The 24,212-nt window shown below is 62.9% G+C and carries 23 protein-coding genes; 5 read left to right on the plus strand and 18 right to left on the minus strand.

Translation table 11 applies throughout. From position 1 onward, the window contains the following. Positions 1 to 3: 3 nt before the first annotated feature. The 3 genes from ccoN to ACODS0_RS12980 all read right to left on the minus strand — a co-directional run bounded on the left by ccoN (position 4) and on the right by ACODS0_RS12980 (position 4,086). Positions 4 to 1,443 (minus strand): cytochrome-c oxidase, cbb3-type subunit I, encoded by a 1,440-nt coding sequence (gene ccoN / locus ACODS0_RS12970; RefSeq protein ID WP_055395190.1) that lies wholly within the window; start codon positions 1,441 to 1,443, stop codon positions 4 to 6. Between the two features lie 64 nt (positions 1,444 to 1,507). Beyond that, positions 1,508 to 1,645, minus strand: a complete 138-nt coding sequence (ccoS, locus tag ACODS0_RS12975; RefSeq protein WP_008906189.1) for a cbb3-type cytochrome oxidase assembly protein CcoS — start codon at positions 1,643 to 1,645, stop codon at positions 1,508 to 1,510. Next, positions 1,645 to 4,086, minus strand: coding sequence for a heavy metal translocating P-type ATPase (locus ACODS0_RS12980; protein WP_488835437.1), 2,442 nt, complete (start codon positions 4,084 to 4,086; stop codon positions 1,645 to 1,647). Before ACODS0_RS12980 ends, ccoS begins: the two co-directional genes overlap by 1 nt. Positions 4,087 to 4,193: 107 nt before the next feature. Here ACODS0_RS12980 and ACODS0_RS12985 point away from each other — a divergent pair, with 107 nt between their 5' ends. Together ACODS0_RS12985 and ACODS0_RS12990 are read left to right on the plus strand one after the other, a co-directional pair. Continuing rightward, a complete protein-coding gene (locus ACODS0_RS12985; protein ID WP_055395188.1) occupies positions 4,194 to 4,637 on the plus strand; it encodes a universal stress protein in 444 nt (147 codons plus the stop codon). 137 nt (positions 4,638 to 4,774) lie between these two features. Continuing rightward, the gene (locus ACODS0_RS12990; RefSeq protein ID WP_488835384.1) at positions 4,775 to 5,473 is read left to right on the plus strand and encodes a LysR substrate-binding domain-containing protein; all 699 of its coding nucleotides are present in this window, start codon (positions 4,775 to 4,777) and stop codon (positions 5,471 to 5,473) included. Between the two features lie 227 nt (positions 5,474 to 5,700). Here the strand turns inward: ACODS0_RS12990 and ACODS0_RS12995 are convergent, their stop codons facing one another. The 6 genes from ACODS0_RS12995 to ACODS0_RS13020 form a co-directional block, all read right to left on the minus strand. After that, positions 5,701 to 6,129 carry a hypothetical protein gene (locus ACODS0_RS12995; protein WP_488835386.1) on the minus strand — a complete coding sequence of 143 codons (429 nt, stop codon included), beginning with the start codon at positions 6,127 to 6,129 and terminating at the stop codon, positions 5,701 to 5,703. A gap of 403 nt (positions 6,130 to 6,532) precedes the next feature. Next, complete coding sequence (locus tag ACODS0_RS13000) at positions 6,533 to 8,086, minus strand: malonate--CoA ligase (RefSeq protein ID WP_488835388.1); 1,554 nt, start codon at positions 8,084 to 8,086, stop codon at positions 6,533 to 6,535. A 50-nt stretch (positions 8,087 to 8,136) separates the two neighbouring features. After that, positions 8,137 to 8,940, minus strand: coding sequence for an enoyl-CoA hydratase/isomerase family protein (locus ACODS0_RS13005; RefSeq protein WP_121506931.1), 804 nt, complete (start codon positions 8,938 to 8,940; stop codon positions 8,137 to 8,139). A 141-nt stretch (positions 8,941 to 9,081) separates the two neighbouring features. Further along, positions 9,082 to 10,083: a Bug family tripartite tricarboxylate transporter substrate binding protein gene (locus ACODS0_RS13010; protein WP_488835390.1), complete on the minus strand. Its 1,002-nt coding sequence runs from the start codon at positions 10,081 to 10,083 to the stop codon at positions 9,082 to 9,084. Between the two features lie 172 nt (positions 10,084 to 10,255). Continuing rightward, the gene (locus ACODS0_RS13015) at positions 10,256 to 11,779 is read right to left on the minus strand and encodes a malonyl-CoA decarboxylase (protein WP_488835392.1); all 1,524 of its coding nucleotides are present in this window, start codon (positions 11,777 to 11,779) and stop codon (positions 10,256 to 10,258) included. Beyond that, the gene (locus ACODS0_RS13020) at positions 11,776 to 12,444 is read right to left on the minus strand and encodes a GntR family transcriptional regulator (RefSeq protein ID WP_488835394.1); all 669 of its coding nucleotides are present in this window, start codon (positions 12,442 to 12,444) and stop codon (positions 11,776 to 11,778) included. Before ACODS0_RS13020 ends, ACODS0_RS13015 begins: the two co-directional genes overlap by 4 nt. Positions 12,445 to 12,962: 518 nt before the next feature. Here ACODS0_RS13020 and ACODS0_RS13025 point away from each other — a divergent pair. Next, entirely contained in the window at positions 12,963 to 13,802 is an 840-nt protein-coding gene (locus tag ACODS0_RS13025) for an alpha/beta hydrolase (RefSeq protein WP_488835396.1), read from the plus strand. Positions 13,803 to 13,905: 103 nt separating this feature from the next. On the opposite strand, the gene lgt is transcribed toward ACODS0_RS13025, so the two are convergent. Then, on the minus strand, positions 13,906 to 14,733 hold the full coding sequence (lgt, locus tag ACODS0_RS13030) for a prolipoprotein diacylglyceryl transferase (RefSeq protein WP_218299405.1): 828 nt from the start codon (positions 14,731 to 14,733) through the stop codon (positions 13,906 to 13,908). A 24-nt stretch (positions 14,734 to 14,757) separates the two neighbouring features. Further along, complete coding sequence (locus tag ACODS0_RS13035) at positions 14,758 to 15,684, minus strand: LysR family transcriptional regulator (protein WP_306554119.1); 927 nt, start codon at positions 15,682 to 15,684, stop codon at positions 14,758 to 14,760. A 121-nt stretch (positions 15,685 to 15,805) separates the two neighbouring features. On the opposite strand from ACODS0_RS13035, the gene ilvD reads away from it, so the two are divergent. Then, positions 15,806 to 17,512 (plus strand): dihydroxy-acid dehydratase, encoded by a 1,707-nt coding sequence (gene ilvD, locus ACODS0_RS13040; RefSeq protein ID WP_121419613.1) that lies wholly within the window; start codon positions 15,806 to 15,808, stop codon positions 17,510 to 17,512. Positions 17,513 to 17,615: 103 nt separating this feature from the next. Here ilvD and ACODS0_RS13045 read toward each other — a convergent pair whose 3' ends face one another. From ACODS0_RS13045 to ACODS0_RS13070, 6 genes are all read right to left on the minus strand, one after another. Beyond that, positions 17,616 to 18,827 (minus strand): YncE family protein, encoded by a 1,212-nt coding sequence (locus ACODS0_RS13045; protein ID WP_488835399.1) that lies wholly within the window; start codon positions 18,825 to 18,827, stop codon positions 17,616 to 17,618. Further along, on the minus strand, positions 18,824 to 19,588 hold the full coding sequence (locus ACODS0_RS13050) for an ABC transporter ATP-binding protein (protein ID WP_121506936.1): 765 nt from the start codon (positions 19,586 to 19,588) through the stop codon (positions 18,824 to 18,826). The genes ACODS0_RS13045 and ACODS0_RS13050 overlap by 4 nt, the downstream gene beginning before the upstream one ends. A 26-nt stretch (positions 19,589 to 19,614) precedes the next feature. Continuing rightward, positions 19,615 to 20,418 carry an ABC transporter permease gene (locus ACODS0_RS13055; RefSeq protein WP_488835402.1) on the minus strand — a complete coding sequence of 268 codons (804 nt, stop codon included), beginning with the start codon at positions 20,416 to 20,418 and terminating at the stop codon, positions 19,615 to 19,617. Positions 20,419 to 20,455: 37 nt separating this feature from the next. Then, positions 20,456 to 21,553, minus strand: a complete 1,098-nt coding sequence (locus tag ACODS0_RS13060; protein ID WP_488835404.1) for a glycosyltransferase family 4 protein — start codon at positions 21,551 to 21,553, stop codon at positions 20,456 to 20,458. A 73-nt stretch (positions 21,554 to 21,626) separates the two neighbouring features. Then, positions 21,627 to 22,703 carry a GDP-mannose 4,6-dehydratase gene (gene gmd, locus ACODS0_RS13065; protein ID WP_488835406.1) on the minus strand — a complete coding sequence of 359 codons (1,077 nt, stop codon included), beginning with the start codon at positions 22,701 to 22,703 and terminating at the stop codon, positions 21,627 to 21,629. Positions 22,704 to 22,751: 48 nt separating this feature from the next. Then, positions 22,752 to 22,994 carry a TIGR04438 family Trp-rich protein gene (locus ACODS0_RS13070; protein ID WP_055400492.1) on the minus strand — a complete coding sequence of 81 codons (243 nt, stop codon included), beginning with the start codon at positions 22,992 to 22,994 and terminating at the stop codon, positions 22,752 to 22,754. A gap of 113 nt (positions 22,995 to 23,107) precedes the next feature. Between ACODS0_RS13070 and ACODS0_RS13075 the strand changes: the two genes are divergently transcribed. Next, a complete protein-coding gene (locus tag ACODS0_RS13075; RefSeq protein WP_055400490.1) occupies positions 23,108 to 23,413 on the plus strand; it encodes a c-type cytochrome in 306 nt (101 codons plus the stop codon). A gap of 156 nt (positions 23,414 to 23,569) precedes the next feature. Here ACODS0_RS13075 and ACODS0_RS13080 read toward each other — a convergent pair whose 3' ends face one another. Next, positions 23,570 to 24,052 (minus strand): hypothetical protein, encoded by a 483-nt coding sequence (locus ACODS0_RS13080; protein ID WP_055400488.1) that lies wholly within the window; start codon positions 24,050 to 24,052, stop codon positions 23,570 to 23,572. Positions 24,053 to 24,212 lie beyond the last annotated feature (160 nt).

A 24,212-nucleotide genomic window follows, 5' to 3' on the forward strand; every position in this document is an offset into this window, starting at 1 on the left:
GGCTCAGGCGTGGGCCGCATTCACGGCAGGAATCGCCACCTTGACCGAACGGCCCGAGATCGCTGTCATCCACACGTTCCAGGCCATGACCAACATGCCACCCAGATACAGCAGGCCACCGGCCACGCGGATCACATAGAACGGATAGGTCGCCTTCACGCTTTCCACAAAGGTGTAGGTGAGCGTACCGTCGGGGTTGATGGCGCGCCACATCAGGCCTTGCATCACACCGGCAATCCACATCGCGGCGATGTACAGCACGATGCCAATGGTGGCCATCCAGAAGTGCAGCTCAATGGCCTTGATGGAGTGCATCTTTTCGCGGCCAAACAGTCGGGGCACCAGGTAGTACAGCGAGCCCATCGAGATCAGACCCACCCAGCCCAACGCGCCAGAGTGCACGTGGCCCACGGTCCAGTCGGTGTAGTGACTCAGGGCGTTGACGGTCTTGATGGACATCATCGGACCTTCGAACGTGGACATGCCATAGAACGACAGCGACACGATCAGGAAACGCAGGATGGGGTCGTCACGCAGCTTGTGCCATGCGCCCGACAGGGTCATGATGCCGTTGATCATCCCGCCCCAGCTGGGTGCCAGCAGGATCAGCGAGAACACCATGCCCACCGATTGCGTCCAGTCAGGCAGCGCGGTGTAGTGCAGGTGGTGAGGGCCGGCCCACATGTAGGTGAAGATCAAGGCCCAGAAGTGCACGATCGACAGGCGATACGAATACACGGGTCGTCCCGCCTGCTTGGGGATGAAGTAGTACATCATGCCCAGGAAGCCTGCGGTCAGGAAGAAGCCCACGGCGTTGTGGCCATACCACCACTGCACCATGGCATCCTGCACACCGGCGTAGGCCGAGTAGCTCTTCATGAGGTCAGCCGGGATCGCAGCGCTGTTGACCACGTGCAGCAATGCCACAGCCAGGATGAACGCGCCAAAGAACCAGTTGGCCACATAGATGTGCTTGACCTTGCGCACACCGATGGTGCCAAAGAACACGATGGCATAGGACACCCATACCAGCGTGATCAGGATGTCAATCGGCCATTCGAGTTCAGCGTATTCCTTGCCCTGGGTGTAGCCCATTGGCAGGCTGATGACGGCCCCGGCAATGACCAGCACCCATCCCCAGAAGGTGAAGGCCGCCAGGGGCCCGGCAAACAGGCGAACCTGGCAGGTGCGTTGCACCACGTAGTAACTGGTGGCGAACAGCGCACTCCCACCAAACCCAAAGATCACCGCATTGGTGTGCAAGGGTCGCAAGCGGCCATAACTGAGCCACGGAATGCCAAAGTTGAGTTCAGGCCAGGCAAGCTGGGCGGCGATGATGACGCCCACCAGCATGCCAACCACCCCCACAACCACGGCCAGGATAGAAAACTGCCGCACCACTGTATCGTTGTAGTGCGCAGCATTTGTTTTTGGAGAATCCATCGGGCACCTCTTTGTAATGCAGTAAGAGTTTGTTGCAGTCAGCTTTTTTGGGCATTGACACAAGTCAACCGTCTCGGAGAATCCGCTCTCCCTCTTGCTCGACACTCTCGAACTGGCCGTGGTAGACCGCCCACCACAGGCCCGCCAGAATCATCAGCACCAGCACCACGGACAGTGGAATCAGCAGATAAAGAATGTCCATCAGGCAGCCTCCAGCCAGCTTGTTTTTGAGATATCAATGGGCACCGCGCCCTGTTGTGGCCGCAGGTCTTCGCCTTGCGCAGGCAAAGCCGGCAGGTCGCGCGCAAGGCGCGCGGCGTTGAGCACCACCAGCAGCGAGCTGAGCGCCATGCCCAGCCCGGCCAACCAGGCTGGCATCCAGCCCACCACCGCCAGCGGAACACACAACGCGTTGTAGCCGGCAGCCCACCACAGGTTCTGGCGCACCACACGCAAGGTACGGCGCGCCAGCAGCACGGTCTGGGGCACCAGCGCCAGGCTGTCGCCCAGCACCACAAAATCGGCCTGAGACTGCGCCAGCGGCACCGCACGGCCAAATGCAAACGACACATGGGCCCCTGCCAGCACCGGGCCATCGTTCAGCCCATCGCCCACCATGGCCACCTGGTGGCCACCGGCCTGCAAGGACTGCAACGCAGCCAGCTTGCCCTGGGGCGTGCACTCGCCCGCCGCCTGGGCAATGCCCGCTTGCGCCGCCACACGTTGCACCGCGCCCACGCGGTCGCCCGACAGCAGTTGCACCGCCACGCCGCCCCGCTCCAGAGCAGCCACTACCGCAGGAGCCTCCGCGCGCAGGTCCTCCACCAGATCGAAGCGGGCCAGCTCGGACACTGCGCCGCTGACATGCTGCTCCGACAGCACCACCTGCAGCGCCGACCCCACTTCTTCAGGCGCCACGCCTGCATGGTGCGCAGACCCCAGCCGGACCTGGCGCGCGGGCTGTCCGGCCCCCAATCTGTCGTGCACCCTGGCCACCAGGCCCTGCCCGGCTTCTTCCTGCAGATCGGTCACCGCCCAGCGACCATCATCCAGCGCAGCAGCCGCAGCCACCACGGCTCGCGATGCAGGATGCATCGAGTGGCGCGCCAGAGACGCCGCCATAGCCAACACCTCTTCCGTGCTCCATCCATGGGCGGTGTGTACAGCCTGCAAGGCCATGCCGTCCCGCGTGAGCGTGCCGGTCTTGTCGAACACCACGGTGTCCACATGGGCCAGCGCCTCCAGCCCCTGCAGGTTGCGCACCAGCACACCATGGCGCGCCAGCGTGCCAGCGGCGGTGAGCATGGCCACCGGCGTGGCCAGCGACAGCGCGCAGGGGCAGGTGACGATGAGCACAGCCACCGCCACCATCAAGGCATGCCCCGGGTCGGACGGCCACCAGTACACCGCAGCCAGGCCCGCTGCCACGAGCACCGCCACCAGAAACGGCCGCGCAATGCGATCCGCCAATTGGGCAAGGCGTGGCTTTTGCAGCGACGCGCTTTCCATCAGCGCCACGATCTGCGCAAAGCGGGTCTGCCCGCCCGTGCCTTCCACATGCACCTCCACCGGCGCCTGCAGGTTGTAGCTGCCCGCCGTGACCGTGCTGCCCACGGGGCGCGCCACGGGGGTGGACTCGCCCGTCAGCAGGGATTCATCGGCGTGCGTGCTGCCCAGCGTAATGCGCCCATCGGCCGGAAACGCCTCGCCCGGCAGCACACGGATGGTGTCTCCTGCCACCACACGGCGCGTGGCCACGCGCACAAAGCTGCCATCGGCAGTGCGCCGCTCTACGCTGTCGGGCAGGCGGTTCATCACAGCTTCCAGCGCACCGGCGGTGCGGTCGCGCAGGCGCAGCTCCAGCCAGCGGCCCGTGAGCAGGAAGAAAACAAACATCGTCAGCGAGTCGTAGTACACCTCCTTGCCGAAGATGCCTGCAGGGTCGAAGGTGCCCGCCGTGCTCACCACAAAGGTGATGGCCATGCCCAGCGCCACGGGCAGGTCCATGCTGACGCGGCGCAGGCGAATATCGCGCAGCGCACTGCTGAAGAACGGCCCACACGAGAACACCACCATGGGCAGCGTGATGACCCACGAGGCCCAGCGCAGCAGTTGCTCCATCTCGCCCGTCAGGTCGCCAGGTTGCGCCACGTACGCGGGCCACGCGTACATCATCACCTGCATCATGCAAAAGCCTGCCACCAGCCAGCGCCACAGGGCACGGCGGTTCTCACGCTGGCGCTGCTCGCGCGCAAAGGCATCCATGGCGGGCATGGCGCGGTAGCCTGCCTTGTGCACAGCGTCCATCCACTGCGAGGGCTGCACCTGGGAGGGCTGCCACACCACGCGCGCACGGCGCGTGGCAGCGCTCACATCCGCCTGCAGCACGCCGGGCACGCTGCGCAGGGCATCTTCGATGGTGAGGGCACAGGCCGCGCAGTGCATGCCTTCCAGCACCACCTGGGAGTCCCAGGCACAGCTGGCGGGATCTTCGGCAGCCTGGCCCGTTGGCCCCACAGGCCGACCGAACGCCGACCACTCCTGCGGGTCGTCCAGCAGCACGGCTTGCGCGGCAGGCTCCGCATTGGAAACAGCATCGGGCGGATGTGCCGGGGAGGAGGCCGGCGCACCGGGTCGAAACATTGACATGGTTCAAGCCTATCGTTCGGACATGACAGGTACATTGACCTGCATCAAGTCCCAGAACATGATTCATCCTAAGCTTGTTCCATCACTTTGAGGAGACCTTTATGTACAAACGCATCCTGATCGCAACGGACGGCTCACCCCTTTCCGACAAGGCCGTGGAACACGGACTGTCGCTGGCCGCGCTCACCGGCGCCTCTGCCGTGGCCCTCAAGGTGGTGCCCCGCTACCCCCGCAGTTACTTCGAGGGCGGCATGCCCGTCGATACCAACGACGTCAAGCGCATCGAAACCCAATGGGGCGATGCGGCACAGGCCATGGTCGATGGCGTGAAGGCCCAGGGCGACGCCCAAGGCGTGGCAGTCAAGGCCGTCATCGCCAAGTCCGACCTCGTGGCCGAAGCCATCATCTCGGCCGCCAAGAAGCACAAGTGCGACCTGATCGTGATGGCATCGCACGGCCGCAAGGGCCTCAAGCGCCTGTTGCTGGGCAGTGAGACGCAGCATGTGCTGACGCACTCGCACATCCCTGTGCTTGTGCTGCGTTAAGCATAAATTCAAACATCAAAACAGGCTCTAGCGCTTTTCCATAAAGCGCTAAAAGCTATTAAATACATAGCAAAACACCGAGAAGGCTAGACGCCCGCTCGGTGTTTTTTCATTCCCGTCCAAATGTTCGGCGCCTCGTGCTCGCCCAATTTGGGGTGCCGTGGCTGTTTCCGCGCCTGGGCCACTTCAAGCGCACATTGCCGCAGGTGTCGCTGAACTTTGTGCGCTACCAGCACGCGCACGACTTTGCGACGCCGCACGAGTTCGACGCTGCCATCCAGTACGGCTACGGCAACTGGCCCAACGCCAATGCGCGCTATCTGATCGGCAAAGAGACCTGCATCGTCTGCAACCCCCAACTGCGCGACGCCCTGCCCCTGCACACTCCGCAAGACTTGGTGCGCGCCACGCTGCTGCAACACATCGAGGTGCCCCTGGCCTGGCAAGACTGGTTGGAAGCACATCGCCTGGACACCTGCGCCAGCCGCTTCGGGCCGGGCTTCAACCTTTACTCGCTCATCATCCGGGCAGCAGTCTCAGGCTTTGGTGTGAGCATCGTGCCCACCTGTTTGGTGGAGAACGAACTACAGGCAGGTACGCTGGTCGAGCCCCTGAAAGACCGCTTTGACAGTCCGCTGGGCTACTACCTCTGCGCGCCCACGGCCTGCACCAAAATTTCGGTGTACCGGCTGGTGGCCGGGTGGCTGGAGCACTGCTGCAACCATGCGGAAGGGGCTGCTGCGCCTGCGACTACAGAGGCGGGGCCGGAATGCATCTTTTGTGCGCCACAGCAAGGTGTGGTGAAGCCAACACCGTCACTACTGCCGCTGCCGTAGCGGGGTGATGAGGCCTGTGCGTTGGTGAACCTGCGTGTGCTGGCACCGCCGGTTTTTGTGCGAACAGTCTGCTTCGCAAAAACCAGGCTCTAGCGCTTATAGATAAAGCGCAACAAGCTATCAATTAAATAGCAAACACTTCTTGCATCACCAAACTCCAACACGGAGGAGTCGGCAGCATCACGACCCAATGCCGGGAAGCCCCCTCACCCAGCCAAGGGCAGGCCTCAATCCGCCCGGCACTGAGAAGAGGTGCTTGACACCACGGAGTAGTCGAACTCCGCATCGATGGAGATGCACGCCGACTCGGGGGAAAACGGTGGAAACCAAGCCACAATTTCACCCCCATTTTTGGCAACGTGAAAGAAGCGGTCGACCTTGGACCAATTCGCTTTGAACCCATCGCTTTCTGAGCAAAACATCTTGGTGCTGGTATAGCTCTTGCCGGAAACGACGTAGCTGTATTCCACCACGGGGAACGGGCGAGTGCCTCGATTTACTTTCACCGGGCGGCTATCAATTTTGAGAAACCGCACCGGTGCGCTGAGGTAGGCGCACGGTGAAACTTTCGGAGTCAGAAAAAGAGGGGCAAGTGATGCTCCGATGATCGCGATCAGGGCGATTCCGAGGGGGATGGAGAGGATGCGGCGATTCAACTGTGTGGCCCAAAGGTGACACGAGAGGCGCTTGGAGGCCCAAGGCCACAAAGCGTCATATGAACATCAGGCGTACCGACAAAGGTTGTGGGCTATGGCCATGGACTCTGACGCGGGCTGACAAGATCTAGAGGACAACGCTCGAACCAGTCGAAGCTGACAAGGCATTTCCATACCGAACTTCTCAAGCACTTCCTGAACATCTCAGCGCCTTACGCTCTACAGGAGCGCATGTTTAAACAGAATCACGCCCCAGACATCGCGGATCAAGCGAAAAAACGGTCTCATATCTGAAGTGCGCCACCCAATACCAGCATGCCAAGACCACAAGAGCCCATAAGAGCCAATCAGGCCCGCACGATGGCGGGCATGCAAAGGCGGCCACAAGACCCGCCTCAACGCATCACACAAACAACCCCTTGTACTGCTCCCGCAGGAGGTTCTTCTGAACCTTGCCCATGGTGTTGCGAGGCAATTCAGCCACCACAAAACACTTCTTGGGGATCTTGAAGTTCGCGAGCTGGGACTTGAGCTGGGCCACGATGGCGTCAGCGTTCAGGCTGGCTCCGGGCTTGGCAATGACCACGGCCACGCCCACTTCGCCAAAGTCGGGGTGCGGCACGCCGACCAGGGCGCTTTCGGCCACGCCGGGCATGTCGTTGACGTAGCCCTCGATCTCTGCGGGGTAGACGTTGTAGCCGCCGCTGATGATGAGGTCTTTGCTGCGGCCTACGATGTGGACGTAGCCGCGCTCATCGACCTTGCCCACGTCACCGGTCTTGAAGTAGCCGTCTTTGGTGAACTCTTCCGCCGTCTTCTCGGGCATGCGCCAGTAGCCCTTGAACACGTTGGGGCCCTTGACCTGGATGCCGCCGATCTCGCCCGTGGGCAGGTCTTTGCCGTCGTCGCCCTGCACACGCAGGCTCACGCCCGGCAGGGGGAAGCCGACGGTGCCACCACGGCGCTCATCCTCGCCCTTGTAGCGCTTGTCGGCGCTGTAGGGGTTGCTGGTGAGCATGATGGTTTCGCTCATGCCGTAGCGCTCCAGAATGGTGTGGCCGGTGCGTTGCTGCCATTCCTTGAAGGTTTCGATCAGCAGGGGTGCAGAGCCTGCGATGAACAGGCGCATGTTCTTCACGGCCTCTTTGGTCAGGCCGGGCTCTGCCAGCATGCGCACGTAGAGCGTGGGCACGCCCATGAACACGGTGGCGCGGGGCATGGCGGCGATAACGGCCTTCGGGTCGAACTTGGCCATCCAGATCATCTTGCTGCCGTTGATAAGCGCGCCGTGGATGGCGACGAACAGGCCGTGCACGTGGAAGATGGGCAGTGCGTGGATGAGCACGTCACCCTTCTTCCAGCCCCAGTAGTCCTTGAGCATGACGGCGTTGCTCAGCATGTTGCCGTGCGTGAGCATGGCGCCCTTGCTGCGGCCGGTGGTGCCGCTGGTGTAGAGGATGGCGGCGAGGTCATCTGCACTGCGGGCCACGGCCTGGTGCTCATCGCTGTGGTGGGTGGCGCGCTCGAGCAGGCTGCCGGTGCGGTCGTCGCCCAGGGTGAACACATGCTGCGTGCCCAGCGTGAAGGCAATCTTGCTGACCCAGCCGAAGTTGCCGGGCGAGCACACCACCACCGCGGGCTCGGCGTTGCCGATGAAGTATTCGATCTCGGCGCTTTGGTAGGCGGTGTTGAGCGGCAAAAAGACGTAGCCCGCACGCAGCGTGGCCAGGTACAGCGCCATGGCTTCGACGGACTTTTCCACCTGCACGGCCACGCGGCTGCCTTGGGGCAGCTTGAGCGATGCGAGCAGGTTGGCAATGCGGGCGCTGGCGCGGTCCAGATCGCGCCAGGTGTAGAACAGCGGCGTGCCGTCTGCCGCCGTGGTCTCGACGGCGGTGCTGTCCAGGTCAGACGGGAAGGCTGCGCGCAGGGCGCTGAAGAGGTTGTTTTGGCTCATGGCAGTTGGACGGTTTTAAAGGTTTGGATCAACAAGGCGGGCGGGGCCCGTCAAAACAACGGCGCGCGTTTTTCTAGGAACGCGGTGATGCCTTCGCGGTGCTCGGCGCTGTCCGCGTAGGCATAGGGGTCAGGCGCCCCGTTTACTATATTTTTCATAGCTTCTTGCGCTTTACCATCAAGCGCCAGAGGCATTTTTAATGCCCGAAATGTCTGCTTGTTCATGCGGGCGGCCTGCGGCGCCAGTGCGGCGATGCGCTGTGCGCTGCCCAGGGCCTCGGTGGCCACCATGTCGTCGGCCACCACACGGCTCAGAAAGCCGCGTGCCAGCATGTCAGGGGCGCTGAAGGTGGCGGCCTCCAGCAGCATCTGGCGTGCGGTCACGTCACCCACAGCACCCGCCACCAGCTGCGCCTCGCGCGGGGCCATCGGGAAACCGAGCTTGGCAATCGGCGCGCCAAAACGCGCACCACTGCCCGCCACGCGGATGTCGCAGCAGCTGGCAATCTCCACCCCGGCACCCATGCAGGCGCCACGGATCTGCGCCACGATGGGCACGTCGCACTGGAGCATGGCGTTGAGCCCACCCCAGACGTCGTTCTCATGAAAGTCCCGCAAGGCAGCGGCGTCAAACCGAAAGCCGGGGTATTCCGAAATGTCACCGCCCGCACAGAAGGCATCGCCCTCCCCCGCAATCAGCACACAGCGCACATCGCTGCGCTGCTGGATGTCTTCAAACACCACACGCAGCTGCCGCCACATGCCACGCGACATGGCGTTCAGCCGCCCGGAGTGGCGCAGGGTGACGTGCGCCACTCCACGCTCACCCGATTCCATCAACACTTCACCCGACATCTCGGCAACCTATCAAGTTATGCACATTACTCAGCCCTGAAAGCCCGCGCTACGCCATCGCGAGTGCCACCGTGGAACCGGCTTTGCCGGGCCACGGGTGGCGTCCCCCTTCAGGGGGAAGGCGCAAAGCGCCACAGGGGGTTAATCAAGCTTTGCGCCAGAGGCCTTCACCACCGCCGCCCAGCGCTTGACCTCGCTGCTGACCATGCCCGCAAACTGCTGCTGGGTCATGCCGCCGTATTCGGCACCGTTGTTGGCCCAGATCGCTTTGAGTTCGTCGGCGCTGCCCAGCTTGCGCACCTCGTCCACGATGCGCGCCTGCACATCGGCGGGAGTGCCCTTGGGTGCCCACAGGCCGTACCAGGTGGTGACGGTGTAGTCGGGCAGGCCAACTTCGGCGGCGCAGGGTACGTCTGGGAACGCGGCATTGCGCTTGGGGCCCGACACCATGAGCGCCTTGATACGCCCACCTTTGATGTGGGACGCCGAGGAACCCAGCCCGTCAAACATCATGTCCACTTGCCCGCCAATCAGGTCCTGCAGCGCGGGGCCGGCACCCCGGTAGGGGATGTGGGTGATGAAGGTGCCCGTCTGCTGCTTGAACAGCTCGCCCGCCAGGTGGTGCGACGTGCCAGCGCCCGCAGACCCGTAATTGAGCTTGGCGGGGTTGCGCTTCACATAGTCCATGAACTGCTGGAAGTTGTTGACCGGCACGTTCTTGGGGTTGACCACCACCACCTGGGGCACGTTGGCCAGCAAGAACAGCGGAATGAAGTCCTTCTCCAGGTCGTAGTCGAGCTTGGGGTACATCGACGGGGCAATCGCGTGGTGCACGGCCCCCATGAAGAGCGTGTAGCCGTCTGGTGCGGCCTTGGAGGCAAAGCTGGCCCCCACGGTGCCGCCCGCGCCCCCTCGGTTGTCGATCACCAGCGTCTTGCCGGTGGCCTTGGAGAACTGCGCTGCCAAGGGGCGCGCAAAGGCATCGGTGCCGCCGCCCGCAGGGAACGGCACCACCAGGTTCACCGGCTTGGTGGGCCAGGCCGATGCCTGGGCCCATGCAGGCACCGTGCCTGTGGCCAGCCCCAAACCTGTGGCAGCAGCCCCCAGCAGCACCTCGCGGCGCTGAATTCGCATGTCTTTCATTCCTTGTCTCCTGTCGTCGTTGTAAAAAGGGAAAGCAGGCCTACGGTGCCCCACCGTTCAAACCGTGCCAGGCACTTGCCACCATCGGCTGGCTCCCCTCTGAGGGGGTCCATCGGCCATTGTCTGCGCCGATGATGACGATGATGGCATTGCGCGGCACCGGGGCCTGCGGTCAGTCACGGCACAGGCTGTCGATGTCCCCCGACACCGGCACCTTGCCTTGCGCGAGCAAGCTGCGGTGCTTGTCGATGCGCTTGAGGTCGTACAGGTAGTTCACCATCAGCCCGTACGATTGTTTCAGTCCTTTGCTGGACGGGTCTCCCGCCCAGTTCAGGCGTTCCACCCGCGCTCCGTTGCCCAGGTGGAAGCGGGCCACCGGGTCCACTGGCTTTCCGTCCTGCAGCTCACGGGCCAGGTAGCGTGCGGCGCACTCCATCAGCATCTGGCGCACAGGCGATCGGGCATCGAGGTCGGTGGCCTTGTCGAGCGCAGCCAGCAGATGGGTGGCCTGCGGGGGTTCAAAGCCCACGGCCCGGCCCAGCTCGGTGCGGCGCTTGTCATCCAGGCGCTCCAGCATCGCACCGGCATGCTTGCCCAGCCAAGCGCGGAAACCCGGAATCGGCGACAACGTGGCAAAGGTGCGCAGCCGGGGAAATTCGGCCGTGAGGGTCTCCACCACATGCTTGATGAGCGAATCGCCAAAGCTCACACCGCGCAGCCCGGTCTGGGTGTTGCTGATCGAATAGAAAATCGCCGTGGTGGCCCGCCCGATGTCAGCGGGTGCCGCCGCTTCGTCGAGCAAAGGCGTGATGCTGGACGAGATTTTGTCCACCAGCGCCACCTCCACAAAGATCAGCGGCTCGTTGGGCAAACGCGGATGAAAGAAGCCGTAGCAGCGGCGGTCGCTGTCGAGCCGGTTTTTCAGATCGGCCCAGCTGCGGATGTCATGCACGGCCTCGTACTTGATGAGTTTTTCAATCAGCGAAGCGGGCGAGTCCCACGACAGGCGGCGTAGCTCCAGAAAGGCCACGTCAAACCAGGTCGAGAACAGGTGCTCCAGCTCGGCATCCAGCGCCAACAGGCGCTTGTCGGACTTGAGCAGGGGCAGCAGCTCGGCACGCAGGTCCAGCAAGAACCGCATGCCTTCAGGGAACGCAGAAAAACGCTGCAGCAGCCGCGTGCGCGGCGACACCAGTGCGCGGCGCAGGCTGATCTCGGCCTGGCCTTCTTCGGCCGTGCCAGCCGCCGCTTCGTAGCGCTGGCGGGCCGATTTGAAGCGCGTGGCGTCGGGGGCGAACTGCTCGCACATCAGCAGCCACATGTCGCGGCGCTCTTCGGGCTCGGCCTTGGCATACCACTCGGCCACGGCCTGGGCGCGGCGGCCACCTTCGATCTCGCTCACCTGCGGGGCCACCACCTCCTGCAGGTCGGCCAGCAGGCGGCGCAGCGCGCGGGGCGACAGAGCCTCCTGCCCGCGCCGCAGCGTGGCCTGCAGCCGCTCGTTGGTGGAACGTGGCACGGCGACCTTGGCCACCACATCGGTCACCGATTTGTCGAGCCCGGCGCGGGCCGGTTTGTCGGCCGCCTTCTCGCTTGCCTTGTCGCCGGTTTTGTCAGCGGGCTTGTCTGCGGCGGGCGCTGCCGTGCGCAGGCGCGACACGCTGCGGGTGATCCATTCGGGGGTGCTGTTGATCATGGGGTGAGCCTCGATTGCTGGTTGCGGGCTACGTCGCGCAGCGCATCGCGCTGGCGCAACAGATGGTTGCGCATGGCCTCTTCAGCGGCATCGCAGTCGCGCGCCTTGAGCGCGGCGAACACGGCCAGATGCTCGGCCAGGCTTTGCTGCAGGCGGCCGGGCACATGCAGCGTTTGCGCCCGGGCCAGGCGCAGGATCTTTCGCAGGTCGCCAATCACCTGGGCCAGCCAGCGGTTGTCCGCCAGTGTGATGAAGGCCTCGTGAATGGCGTAGTTGGCTTCGTAGTAGTCGGCGATCAGGCCTTCGGACGCAAATTGCTGCAGCCGCTGGTGCAACACGTCGAGCGCGGCAATGTCTGCCGCCCCCGCCTTGCGTGTGGCCTCATGCGCTGCGCGGCCTTCAAGCAGTGCGATCACCGGAAAAAGGTCATCCAGGTCGCGTTCGGTGATCTCGGCCACAAAACATCCCCGGCGTGGCTCGTGGCGCAGCAAGCCCTCCGCCACCAACACTTTGAGCGCCTCGCGCAGCGGCGTGCGCGAAATAGCGAGCCGCTCGCACAAGGCCGCTTCGTCCAGAAAACTCCCGGGGGGCAAGGCGCCCGCAAAGATTTGCTCGCGCAAGCGCGAAGCGGCTTCGTCGTGCAGTGAGTTGGGAACCGGGCGCATGGTGCGGGTGAAACTCCAGAGTGATCTTCAACGGCGGGCGGGCAGCTGACTTGCAGCTTTTGCCGCCAACGTGCTTCCAAGTGCCTGCAAATAGATGATTTTCTTGCGGAAGACTGTAATTTCTCATAATTACGTAAAATGACAAGAGGCAAATACCCGAATCCGGATGCCGTTGGGTAAAAAACAGTGTCTTGCGGCGGTTGCGCAACATCCAGTAGGCGAAGGCAAGGGCATGCGCGCTTGGCCCGCTGGCGCGCCTTGGGTACGGCCCCAGGGCCAAGCGGACAAAGGCAAGGGATCAGGCGCACACGCGACGTGCCGTTCTGCGACTCCTCCTACGGCCCATTCCGGTCTATTCGTTATGGCAGCACACCCGCTGAAAACACCCCATCCCAGCCAAAAGCATGGCTCGGCCAACCGCCGTGCCAGACACGTTCACCGCGCTCAGACCTGTCGATTGGCGGTGACACATCCGTTCGCGCACCTCTCCCTACAATGGCCCGAAAGGAGGCGCCAGAATGCCAGGAACAATGCACTCGAACGACAGCATGGTGCGCCGCACAGCGCTGCTGGTATTGGTTGCGGCGCTGTCTGCATGCGGCGGGGGGTCGTCCAGCAGCGACCCGCCTGTCGAACCCAGCGGGCAGGTCATCAACTCCACGCTGCGGTCCGAATCAAACGGCTTTACCTACGCCATCCAGGTTTTCCTGCCCCAGTCGTACGCCACGGGCACTACCATGCTGCCCGTCATCTACGCCACTGAAGGCGACGCACCCTACGGCGCAGGTGGACCCGGGGGTACGGCAATCTCGCGATTTGAATCCTTCAAGCAGGTGATGCAGCGGCGAGGCACCCAAGCCATCCTGGTAGGCATCGGCGGCACATCCCAGCGCGGCACGGACTTTCTGCTGCCCGGCGCCACGCGCTACCTGAACTTCATCACCAAGGAACTTGCGCCTGCGATTGAACGCCAGTACCGCGCCGATCCCAAGCGAAGGGCGCTCTCGGGCCTCTCCCATGGCGGCTACTTCGTTGTTGCGGCCCTGGTGTTGGAGGGCACTGCGGGGGCGCTGAGCTTCTCGCACTACCTCTCTACCGAGTCCAGCTTCGGGGCACACGCGGACCCCGCCGCCTACCGAGCGTTTGAAAAGCAGCTCGATGGCAAGGCCCTGCCTGCCACGCTGTTCCTCGCAGGCGCCCGCAGCAGCAATGGGTCCGTTGTTGTCACGCCCTTGTACACACAGATGGCCGCACAGACCAACCCAGGACTGACCTTGCTGAAGGCCGAGTACGAAACCACCCACGTGGGCGCCGATGTGCCGGCGTTCGAAGAGGCGCTGACGCGGTTTTTCCCGTAGATCAAGCGGCCGCCGCCCCCTGGTAAGGCACCGGGCGCAAAGGCCAATATGCTACATTTTTTATAGCTACTTACGCTTATCCATCAAGCGCTAGAGGCCATTTTTACTTGATTTTTTGCCTTACCACGGGCTGGCGCTGCGCCCAGACCCACAGCAGGACGCCCGCTGCAATCATCGGCACGCACAGCCACTGGCCCATGCTCATACCCAAGGACAGGATGCCGAGGAACGCATCGGGCTCGCGGAAGTATTCGGCAATAAAGCGGAAGGTGCCATAACCCACCAGGAATGCGGCGGCCACCTGGCCCTGGCGACGTTCTTTGCGCGCATACAGCCACAGCAGGATGAACAGCAGCAAGCCCTCCAAGAGGAACTGGTAAACCTGCGACGGATGGCGTGGCTGCAGGGAACCGCTGTGTGCAAACACCATGCCCCACGGCAGGTCCGGGCTGGCAAAACGGCCCCACAGTTCGCCGTTGATGAAATTTCCCACCCGCCCTGCGGCCAAACCCGTGGGCACGCAGGGCGCCACAAAGTCGGCAACCTGCAGCCAGGGGCGCTTGCGCGAATGTGCGAACCACAACATGGCCACTATCACGCCCAACAAGCCACCGTGAAAGGCCATGCCCCCTTGCCACACGGCAAAGATTTCCAGGGGGTGACTCAGGTAATACGCAGGTTTGTAGAACAGGCAATACCCCAGGCGCCCCCCCACCACCACACCCGCCACCCCCAGGAACAGGATGTCTTCCACGTCCTTGCGCGACCATGCGCCAGGACCGGTGATGGAGGCAAACGGCTCGTGCCGCAGGCGCCGGATGCCCAGCAGCATGAACAGGCCAAAAGCCGCAAGATAGGTCAGGCCGTACCAGTGGATGGCCAGCGGGCCGATCTGCAGGGCGACAGGGTCGATGTGGGGATAAGTCAGCATGGGGGCGATTGTGCACGCGCAGCACTACCCTTTCAGGGCGCTGGCCTGCACCTCATGGGCCACAAAGTCGATCCACCGGGCCAGTGCGGGCGGCACAGTGGCGCCCCAGACCAGGCTGGTTTCGCACACGGGCGCCAGGGGAGACTTGCCGCCCAGCTGCCGGTAGACAACGCCCGGCCGCTGAAACTGTTGCACGCTGGCAGGCACCCAGGCCAGCCCCAGGTCGGCCGACACCAGGTTGACGATGGTCTGCATCTGGATGGCCTCCTGGGCCACCTGCGGCACCTGCCCCGCTGCGTGGTACAGCGCCACGATCGCGTCGTACAGCGAGGGCAGGATCGGGCGGGGGAAAATCACCAGAGGCTCCCGCAGCAGGTCAGAGAACCGGACGGTGGGCGTGCGCGCCAGCGGGTGATGCTCAGGCAGCGCAAGCACCAGCGGCTCTTGCGCCACACACAGGCTTCGCAGGGCAGGTGGCGCCTGGCCGGGCGTGTGCAAAAGCAGCCCGGCATCAATCTCCCCCCGCTCCAGCGCCTGAAGTTGCACGTCGCCCGTCGCCTCGATCAATTCAAGCCGCACCCCGGGCCACTGGGCCCGGAAGGCTCGCACCCACTGCGGCAGCATCCCAAAACCCACGGTCGAGACAAACGCCAGACGCAGCCGCCCCACCTCGCCCGCTGCCGCCGCGCGCGCCTGTGCAGGGAGTGCCTGGGCGCGGTCGAGCAAATCCAGCACCTGCGGCAACAGGGCAGCCCCGGCCGGAGTGAGCTGCACGCTGCGTTTGGTGCGGTCGAACAGTTGAAGGCCCAGCGTGCGCTCCAGCCCGGCGATGGCCTGCGTGAGCGGCGGTTGTGTCATGTGCAGGCGCTGCGCCGCGCGGCCAAAGTGCAGCTCCTCAGCCACTGCGGCAAACTGCCGCCACAAACGCATATCAATGAATGGCTCTTTCATATGCTGTACATATTAATCGCCCTGTACAAATGGATTGGATGGCGCCCACCAATCGCCGCATACTCGCGGCTGCGAAAAGTTTCTCCACCCACAAGATTCGCTCCACGAAGGAAAACACACCATGGCAGACAACAAAGTCATCCCGATCCAGCCCATCAACCGCCGCAGCGCCAACATCACCCAGGGCAAGTCGCGCGCACCCAACCGCTCCATGTACTACGCCATGGGCTACGAGGAAGGCGACTTCGTGAAACCCATGGTGGGCGTGGCCAACGGCCACAGCACCATCACGCCCTGCAACAGCGGCCTACAGAAGCTGGCAGACGCGGCCATCGCAGGTATCGAGGAAGCCGGTGGCAACGCCCAGGTATTCGGCACCCCCACCATCAGCGACGGCATGGCCATGGGCACCGAAGGCATGAAATACAGCCTGGTGAGCCGCGAAGTCATCAGCGACTGCATCGAGACCTGCGTGGGCGGTCAGTGGATGGACGGCGTGCTGGTGGTAGGCGGCTGCGACAAGAACATGCCGGGCGGCCTGATGGGCATGCTGCGCGCCAATGTGCCCGCCATCTACGTGTATGGCGGCACCATCCTGCCTGGCCACTACCAGGGCAAGGACCTGAATATCGTGAGCGTGTTCGAGGCCGTGGGCGAGAACGCCGCCGGCAAGATGAGCGACTTTGACCTGAAGGAAATCGAGAAGCGCGCCATCCCCGGCACCGGCTCGTGCGGCGGCATGTACACCGCGAACACCATGTCCAGCGCGTTCGAGGCCCTGGGCATCAGCCTGCCCTACTCGTCCACCATGGCCAACCCACACGACGAAAAGATGAACTCGGCCAAGGAATCGGCCAAGGTGCTGATCGAGGCCATCAAGATGGACCTGAAGCCGCGCGACATCGTGACCAAAAAGTCCATCGAGAACGCCGTGGCCGTCATCATGGCCACGGGTGGCTCCACCAACGCGGTGCTGCACTTCCTGGCCATTGCCCACGCGGCAGGCGTGGAATGGACCATTGACGACTTCGAACGCGTGCGCGTGAAGACCCCCGTGCTGTGCGACCTCAAGCCCAGCGGCAAATACCTGGCTGTGGACCTGCACCGCGCAGGCGGCATCCCGCAGGTCATGAAGATCTTGCTGAACGCAGGCCTGCTGCATGGCGACTGCATCACCATCGAAGGCAAGACGATTGCCGAAGTGCTCAAGGATGTGCCGGACGAGCCCCGCGCCGACCAGGACGTGATCCGCCCCATCAGCAACCCGATGTACGCCCAAGGCCACCTGGCCATCCTCAAAGGCAACCTGAGCCCCGAGGGCGCTGTGGCCAAGATCACGGGCCTGAAGAACCCCGTGATCACCGGACCGGCCCGCGTGTTTGACGACGAACAATCGGCACTGGAAGCCATCCTGGCCGGCAAGATCAAGGCGGGGGACGTGATGGTGCTGCGCTATCTGGGCCCCAAGGGCGGCCCCGGCATGCCCGAAATGCTGGCCCCCACTGGCGCGCTGATTGGTGCTGGCCTGGGTGAAAGCGTGGGCCTGATCACCGACGGCCGCTTCTCGGGCGGCACCTGGGGCATGGTGGTCGGCCACGTGGCGCCCGAAGCGGCAGCCGGTGGCACCATCGCCTTCGTGAACGAAGGCGACAGCATCACCATCGACGCACGCCAACTGCTGCTGGAGCTGAACGTGAGCGAAGAAGAGATCGCCAAGCGCCGCGCTGCCTGGACGGCCCCCGCACCGCGCTATACGCGCGGGGTGCAGGCCAAGTTCGCGTTCAATGCATCGAGCGCCAGCAAGGGTGCGGTGCTCGACGCGTATTGACGTCCAGCGCTTTCAAAAAGCAAAAGCCCGCCGCTCCCGGCGGGCTTTTTTTTGCTGCCAAGACCATGGCATCCGCGTTGTGTGCCCCCGCGTGACTTGCGTCTTAAAACCCGCGCCGCCTCGACCGCCACCGGATCCAGCCGCCCGCCAAAGCTCTCAATGGTGCGGTCACACGCCAGGACCAGCTCGCGCGCATCAATCCCACTTCCTTTCGCACGGCCGCCGTCACGGCGGCCTCACGGGCCGCTATATCCCGCACCAGCCGAAGTACGGTCACCCGTGTACGGTCTGCAGGTGAGGCACTGGGCGAGCCTGGGTTCACCGCATCTTCTGGCGCCGAGGCTTCCACACCAGCCTCGATGTCGAGGATGTCGAAAAAGGCCAGAGGCTGCTCTGCACAGGTAGTCACCATCAGGCCCCAGGGCTCATGCACATCGATGCCCTTGGGGCCACCCTCGCGCGGGTTGTGGTGCCCCCGCTCAAACACAGCGTCCTCCAGCACGCGGAACACGGCATTCGGTTCGGCCAGGCTGCACCACCCGGAAGGAGCCCGGTGAAACACGGCCACATGGGGGGCGCCAGCATCCGCCACCAGCAGAATGCGCCCGCCCGCCAGGAAACACAGCCCATGGGGGTAGCTGACGCCACGCAGTTGTGCCGCAGGCGCGTTGCCAGGCGCAAGAAACTCATCGTTGCGGTAGAGCGCGACAATGTGGCGGTCGTGGTTGCTGACCGCCACCCATTCAGCATTGGGGTCCAGCGCCACACCATCCGGAACCTCCAGCCCGTGCTGCATGAGAAGCTGCGCATCCAGATGGGAAAAACCTGCAGCAGCGTTCAGCAGGTGATGGGTCACGTAATGGGAAAAGCCGTTGCACACCCACAGCTCGTGCAAGCCTGCGCCCAGATCCCGTGCGCACAGGCTTCCTGGGGTGCTCAGGAGTTCCGTTTCCTGCTTGCCGATCACGGACAGGGGCTCCAACGTGTGCAACGCGGTCAGACGATCCGCCGGGGGAATGTCGAACAGCGATACATTGCCCTCCCGGCTGGCGACCGCGATGATGCTGTTGCTGATCCAGCACAGGCCATGGGGGCGCTGGAGGCTGGTGGACGCAACCTCCACGGCATCCGTCAGGTAGAGCACCTTCTGCCCGTTTTCAAACTGGCAGTCCATTCCCACGACCAGCACCCTGTCGAGGGTGATGGCAGCGAGCGCCACACGGCGTCCGTCGGGCGACCAGCTCACATCTTCGGTTCGCCCCATGGACGCAATGGCGTCCAACACCTCTGCGGGGCCGATGCATGCCAGTCTCATGGCGAAACTCCTTGCTGGATGTTGTGAAACGCCAAGGCATCGTCCACACTGCCATCCATCACCACGCATCCATCTTTAAGGACCAACGCTCTGTTGCAAAAGCTCTTGAGAATGACCTCGTTATGGGATGCCAGCACCAGAATGGAGACCTGCTCGATCAGCCCGTTGATGCGCTCCTTGGCCTGGCTGAAAAACTTCGCATCACCAGCACCAATCATCTCGTCCATGAGCAGAATATCGGGAACCACGCTCGTGGAAACGGCAAACGCCAGGCGCAGCAGCATGCCCTGTGAGTATGTCCTGACCGGCAACTGAAGATGCTCGCCCAGCTGTGTGAATGCCTCTACCGAGGGTATGAGGCCCATCGCCTGCTTGCGCGTCAGACCCATCACGATGCCCCGCATGATGATGTTGTCGTACCCAGTGGCATCGACATCCATGCCCAGCATGATGTCTGTGAGCGCTGCAATCCGGCCACTGAAGGACAGCTCGCCTTGCATGGGCTCATAGACGCCCGAGAGCACTCGCAGCAGCGTGGTTTTGCCAGCGCCGTTCGAACCAATCAGGCCGACCCGATCCCCCGGACGCAGCAACAGGCTCACATCACGCAACGCATGCACGCTGACCTGCCGCAAACCGCTGGCCTCCACACGGGCCTTGTCACGCATAGGAAGCCCCAGCACCGTATTGAGCAGGCCCCGTGACCGCGTAGTGAACACGGGAAAGTCGATGGATACGTTGGACAACTGGATATGGGCCATCTTGGGATACCGAAGGGTGGCGGCGCCTACAGCCAGTACACAATCCGCCGCCGAATCGCGACATACTGCCAAAAGAAAATCAAACCCAACAGCAAGACCACCCCCACTGCAGCACCCCAGGTCTGTAGGCTGGGGATCTCTCCCATCAAGGGGCTGCGCGCCAGGTCCAGGAAAAGCGCCAATGGATTCAGGTGCACCACCCACTGTGCACGTTCGGTCAGCTGGTCAGGCACCCAGAGCACGGGGGTCACAAAAAAACTGACCTGCATCAGGCTGCCCAGGGCCACCGTCACGTCACGAAAGCGGGCCGCAAGCCCCCCCAGAATGGCAACCACAAAACTGGCAGCCAGCAAAGTCAGGGCGGTGGCGCCAAGCAGCGCCCCCCACTGCACAGCCCCCAACCGCCCCGCCCACCACAAGACGGCCAACACAATGACCGCGCTGTGCAGCATCAGGATGGAGCATCGAAACACGGTGCGGAACACAAACGCCATCTTGGGGTAAGGCGTCTGCTTCAAAAACGCGTCCGAGCCGATATACGTCAAGCAGCCCTCGTTGATCAGCGCACTGAAATACCCGAACAGCACATGCCCGGCACAAAAATACGGCAGGTACCACTCGGCCGGGTACTTGAACAGTTGGGCGCCGATCAAGCCAAAAGCAACGATGAAAATGGCCGTGTGCAGCGTGATCCAGACAGGCCCCAGAAAGGTCCGCCGATACTGCTTGGCGACATCGTTCCAGCCCATAAAACACCAGAAGCGCCACGCCACCATGGCGCTCCAGATGTCAAACCCCAACAATTGAACTTGCCTCTGACGCGCAGACACGGGGGGATTGGCGGTTGAATGAGCCATCACAGCAATATCAAGCCATCGACTCGTAGACGCGCAGGGTTTTTTCTGCGCACGCTTGCCAGGTGAAAGCACGCACGCGATCACGCCCGCACGCGACCAGTTGGCCCGCCAGTTCTGAGTTCTCGGCAACTCGGCGCATCGCATCCGCAAGTTCGTCGATGCGCAGAGGATCAATCAGCAAGGCCGCATCCCCCGCAACCTCCGGGATGGAGGTCGTGTTGGACGCCACCACCGGCACCCCCGCCGCAAAGGCTTCCAGAACCGGCAGTCCGAATCCCTCGTGGAGCGACGGGAACACCAAGGCCGTTGCACGCTTGATAACCACCTGAAGATCGGCATCCGGCAAGTGCTGCAGCCAGCGGACATGTTTGAGCGCGCCCCCGGTGAATTGGGCGACAACGTCTTCGCACCCCCAGCCCGGTTTGCCGACCACCACCAACGGAAACTCCCGCTGCAGAGGCTCGGGCAGGCTGGCGTGGGCCAAAAGCAGGCGGCTGATGTTCTTGCGCGGCTGCAGGGTACCGACGCTCACAAAATAGCGGTCTGGCAATGCATGCCGATCCCGCACGGCTTTTTCCACGGACTCATCGACCGGAGCAAACCACTGCGGACCTACACCCAGAGGAATGGCAGTGATCCGCTCTTCGGGCAGGCGGAAGTGCGTAGCGATCTCCTGGCGGGAGTAATTGGAAATCGTGATGACCTGCTGCGCCCAGAACGCAGTACGCCGCCACAATTCGTTTTTCAGGCCCTTGAACCGGTATCGGACCCACTCGGGGTGAGAGAGCGGGATCGCATCAAAAATCGTCGCCACCACCGGCGTTCCACGCAAGCGCGGAACCAGATGGTCGGTGGCATGGATGACATCAATCCCCGCGCAGAGCGCGCGGCGCACCCTGCCAAAGTCCACCCCCGGCAGCGTGGCGCCCAGGGCCTGCCGCGCAAAAGGTCCAAAGGACATCGCAGGTGTCGCGCCCTGCCAGAGGCTCGCCGGAGCATCGAACAGATAGGGCTGCAGTTGCGCTGACGGCGGCATGGCAGCCATCAGCTCCCGGGTGTAGGTACCAATGCCATCCACACCACCCTGCTGGACAGAACGTGCCAGCACGCTGACGCCAAAAGCTACCCTCATCGGGCCACCTCACACAGCAGCCAGCAGGGCGCACAGTAGTGGTTCACCATCATCGGGCCCCGGGATAAGTGCGCCGCAAGTCTGCTTCCACCATCATTCGACAGATCTGCTCTACGGAGGTGCGCGCCTCCCAACCCAGTTCGGCCCGGGCCCGGGAGGCGTCGCCCACCAGGATATCCACCTCTGCTGGGCGAAAGAAACTGGGATCCACGCTCGCCACAACGCGCCCCGTCCCCACATCCACGGCCACTTCCGAAGCAGCGGCACCCGCAAACTCCAGGGATATGCCAGTAACCGAGAACGCCATACGCACAAAGTCGCGCACGGTCTGCTGGCGGCCGGTTGCCAGCACGTAGGTACCAGGCCTATCTGCCTGCATCATCTGCCACATTCCTTCGACGTACTCGGCCGCAAAACCCCAGTCGCGACGCGCATCCAGGTTGCCCAATTCGAGCACCCCCCTTTCGCCATGGGCCATGCGGGCCACCGCATTCGATATCTTGCGTGTCACAAATTCACTTCCCCGAAGGGGGCTTTCATGGTTGAACAGAATGCCGCTGACGGCATACATGCCATAAGCTTCCCGGTAGTTGATGGTCATCCAGTGGGCAAACAGCTTGGACACCGCATAAGGGCTGCGCGGACAAAAGGGGGTGGACTCGCACTGCGGCGTTTGACCCACCCCACCGAACATCTCTGAGGAACTGGCCTGGTAGTAGCGTATGTGGGGGTCCACCAGCCGGACAGCTTCCAGCAGATTCAATGCACCTTGGCCATTGACCAGCGCCGTAGTAGTCGGAGCGTCAAAACTCGCTCCCACAAAGCTCTGTGCCGCCAGGTTGTACAACTCGTCCGGACGGAATTTTTGCAGAAGTGCAATGGCAGAGCCGGGGTCCGTCAGATCAAAATCAACCAGCAGCAAATGGGGATGGCCCATCACGCCCAGCTCCTGAAGGCGCCAGGTATTCACACTGCTGGTGCGTCGATGGGTGCCTATGACTTGGTAACCCTTGTTCAGCAGAAACGCTGCCAGATAGGCGCCATCCTGTCCGGTGACTCCCGTGATGATGGCCGTCTTGCCACGTGCAGCGATGATGGGCTCTTTTCTGTAACACAACCTTGCCATACCCGCCCCAGGGTCGGAGCGAAGACCGGCGGCTGCAGAGTCTTGGAGTCAACGAGGCTTGCGCGGGCGCATGCCCAGGGCTTCCTTGTTCTTGTTGATCCGGTCCTGCTTGCGTTGCTCCATCTTTTCCATGGCTTTACGTTTCGTATATCCCGTGGAATCAGCCCAGGCCCACCATAAGGCCGTGGCACCAAAGGGCGCCAGCACCCACCACCAGGACCAGGCGGCCACGGGTCCAACCTCGAAATACTTCAATGCCAGAAGCAACAGTGAAAGACCCAGCAGGTACATCGCGATCTCCAGAAAAGGCCGAAACCGCCCGGTTGACCCCGGACAAATCCCTGTCAACCCAAGCCACTACAATTCCATTAAAGAACTGTAACTCAACCACAGGAATTCCCACCATGAAGCGTACCCTGATCACCCTTGCCATGACGCTGTCGGTTGCGGCACCCGCCATGGCCGATCTGGCCTTGGCAACCTCGAAGAACTGCATGGCTTGCCACGCTGTGGACAAAAAGCTGGTGGGCCCTTCGTACAAGGATGTGGCTGCTAAATACTCCGGTCAGAAAGATGCTGTGGACAAGCTGGCCGCCAAGATCGTCAAGGGCGGCGCGGGAGTGTGGGGTCCAGTTCCGATGCCTGCCAACGCACAGGTCAACGATGCAGAAGCCAAGAAGCTGGCTGCGTGGGTGCTGACGCAGAAGTAAATCGCCTCAAACTCACCCCGGGGGCGGCATAGCCCCTTGGTGAAAGGCCGCGCCACGCACTGTGACGCGGCCTTTTTAGTTTCTAGAACCTGTTTTGCTTTTCAGGGCGCTGGCAAATTGCAGGACACAGCAACGAAAAGCTGCGAGCCCCTCTGATCACACCCGAGAAACGACCGGCACCGCCTCCAGCCCGCGCGTTCGCAGCTGGTGCTCAAGCTGCCCCACATACGCTGCGGTGGAGTTGTCGGACTCAGTGGCACGCGCTGCCAGGTGCGCTTCCAGTTCATCCAGCCGCGCCAACACAGTGGCGTGCGCCTGCTGGTGCTGAGCATCCAGAAAAGCCCGCAACTCCGTAAAACGCGAGGCTTCCGCCTTGTCCGCCAGTTCGCGCTGGACCTGCATTTCCTTGGTATGACGTCGCGTCTCCATCAATACCGAACCCTGGAGCGACAAGACATAGACGATAAAAAAGATGCCCAACAAGCCCGTAAGGCCCAACATGATGAGCCCCAGCGGAGCCTCAAAGACCACAATGCCGAGCGACACCAGGGACGGTGCGGCCAGAGCGGGCCAATTGAGGGCGGCGAGTGCAGCAATGGCTAAAACCGTCACCCAAAGAACGATGGAACGCAGATGCATGAAAACCTCCTGTAGGCAGCGCCCAGGCGAAGATCCGCAAGCGCCATGCGCCGTTGTAACGCATGCACGGGCCGTCACCGACCGCAGGCGGGAGATTTCAGGCGGTGTCCTACAAAGAGAACTAAGGAGGCGCGGAGCCCTAGGGCGCCTCACAAGCGCG

This window comes from Acidovorax sp. FG60 (genome assembly GCF_057808995.1).